We start from the raw sequence: 2,385 nt of genomic DNA, 5'->3' as shown, positions 1-2,385 counted from the left end.
CACCACCAGCGCGACCACGCCCAGCAGCACCAGGATGATGCTGATCACTGCGATGTAGGCCACCAGGCCGCCCAGCCTGCCCACTTCCTCGCGCGCCATCTCGGTGAGAGACTTGCCGTCGCGCCGCACCGAGAAGAGCAGGATCACGAAGTCCTGCACGCAGCCGCCCAGCACCGCGCCCACCAGGATCCAGAGGGTCCCCGGCAGGTAGCCGAACTGCGCCGCCAGCACCGGTCCGACCAGCGGTCCCGGGCCGGCGATGGCGGCGAAGTGATGTCCGAAGACCACCCACTTGTTGGTGCAGACGAAGTCGCGCCCGTTCTCCAAACGCTCGGCGGGAGTGGCGCGGCGCGGATCGAGCGCCAGGACCTTGGCGGCCACGAACTTGCTATAGAACCGATAGCCCAGGGCGTAGGTGCAGAGCGCCGCCAGCACCAGCCACATGGCGCTGATGGTCTCGCCGCGGTGCAGCGCGATGGCGGCCAGTGCCAGCGCGCCCGCGACTGCCACCGCCGCCCACGACAGAACGCGCAGGATTCGCCGCAGGTTCGAGTTCAGGGGGCCCCTCCCAACGAGCGCCCTATTCTGTCGAATCCAGACGCCGGGCGCAACGCAGGAGTTTCAGGTCGCCGAGGCCGGGCGCGAAAGGGAGAGCCCACCGTCGTTGCGGTAGAGCTGCCGGCGTCGTCCCAGGAAAGCCAAGCCGAGCAAGATGACGGCGGCGCCGGCGTAAAACAGGGAGATGCGGACCTCCGGCGATGGCGAGACGCCCACGAAGTCCGCTTCCGGGGCGTGGTTGACCGGTCCCACGTACCACCAGATCGTAAAGATAGCCTCAAACAGCTTGCTGCCGCCGCTCCACACCCCGCAGGCCAGAGCGAAGGAAGGAATGAAGAGCACAGCCGCGCCCCAGGCCAGCAGCGACACCCAGTGTCCCCCTAGCAGGAAACGCAGGGCGCCGCCGCTGCCGGTGATGGCCGCCAGCAGCACGCCCGCCAGCCACGCGGCGGGCAGTTGCCGGCGCAGGGAGTGCGCGCAGGAAAAGACCAGGGCGTCGGTGGCGAAGCGCGATTCGCGCATGCCCATCGCCGACCACAGCAGCACAGGCCAGATCCAGGCGAAGGCCAGCACCTGGCGCGCCGCCTCCAGCGGACTCAAGAGCGTGCCCAGCCACAGCCCCAGCGCCACCAGGTACCACCAGCGGCTGCGTCCCTTGAGCATCAAGCGCACCTCCGCCAGCACCAGGTGGCTGAAGGGAAAGCGCCGCTGCGCCGGCGGCAGAGGGGTGAGATGGACCGGCGCGAGATGCGTATCGCCGTTCTCTTCCGCTGCCGGCTCAAGGTCGCTTCCCTTCCCGCCTCGGCGGCGTTCGCGCGCGGGATCGAAGCGGTGGAAGAACACCGCCGCCAGCAGGGCCAGAAACACGGCGATGACCAGCCACGCCAGCCGCCCCCCCACCATCCCGGCGCTCCAATGTAGGCCGTTCCAGACAAAGCGCTTCGGCGGCAGGGTCACCCCACCGACGTTGAGCTCCAGGGTGAAGGCCTCTTTGTAGTTCGAGGCCACGGCGCGCACTCCCGCCCCCATGTCGTTCATGAACAGGTCGATGCCGGCGAAATCCGGCAGGTTCGAGCCGGCGCTCAACGCCAGCAGCGTCGTCCACAAGAAGAAATACACCACGTTCCCCAGGCCGCGGCGCAGCCAGGAAATGCTCTCGAACAGGACCGCCAGCGCCGCGGTCACAGCCATGCCGGGCACGGCGATCAGCAAGAAGGGCGAGAGCAGCGGCCACAAGCGCAAGTGGGGGTCCTCGCCGCGAGCGAGTTGCATGGCCACGGCCGCCACCCCCAGCACTCCCACCATGGCCGCCAGCACAACAAAGTTGCTCAGCGCCTTGGCCAGCGTGTAGAAGGGCTTGCTCATGGGTGTGGCCGCCAGGATCTGTCCCACGCGGGTCTGCTCGTCGCGGTCGATGGCGTTCTTGACCATGTAGAAGCCGGCCAGGCTGAGGAAGCTGGTGGTCACCAGCGCCATGAGCGCACCGATCCAGGCGGAGTTGTACACGCCGCGGTACTCGCCCAGGTTGAGCATGATCCGCCCCACCGCGGCCAGGTAGCCGAGCCAGGCGGCGAAGCCCAGGATCAGCAGGAAGCTGCGCCGGCGCACGCGCTCGAGGAAGTCGGCGCGCACCAGGTGGTAAAGGACGCGCGCGGTGGTCATGCCGTAGCTCCCGCTCGAAACTGCGTGAGCGCCAGCAGGTAGGCATCTTCCAAAGTGGGAACCAACGGCTCGGCCGCGGCTCCGGGCGGGCGCTCGCCCACCACGCGCGCGTGCACCCCATCGCTGCGCCGCGCGGTGGAGGAGATCAGATGTTGTTGCCGCGCC

2 protein-coding genes are annotated in these 2,385 nt (G+C 68.6%); both read right to left on the bottom strand.

Features of this window, described 5'->3' with window-relative positions; genetic code table 11:
- Window positions 1–510 (bottom strand): carbon starvation CstA family protein (locus VEG08_01195; protein HXZ26593.1); only part of this gene is annotated, 510 nt, incomplete at its 3' end.
- Window positions 511–621: 111 nt separating this feature from the next.
- On the bottom strand, window positions 622–2,220 hold the full coding sequence (locus tag VEG08_01190; protein HXZ26592.1) for a hypothetical protein: 1,599 nt from the start codon (window positions 2,218–2,220) through the stop codon (window positions 622–624).
- Window positions 2,221–2,385 lie beyond the last annotated feature (165 nt).

This window comes from Terriglobales bacterium (genome assembly GCA_035624475.1).
Taxonomy (GTDB): domain Bacteria; phylum Acidobacteriota; class Terriglobia; order Terriglobales; family Acidobacteriaceae; genus DASPRL01.
This window is presented reverse-complemented; position numbering and strand designations above follow the sequence as displayed.

Bases quoted from the DNA above. Each gene is read 5' to 3' on its own strand.
- VEG08_01190 (HXZ26592.1), bottom strand. From the start codon at position 2,220: ATGACCACCGCGCGCGTCCTTTACCACCTGGTGCGCGCCGACTTCCTC.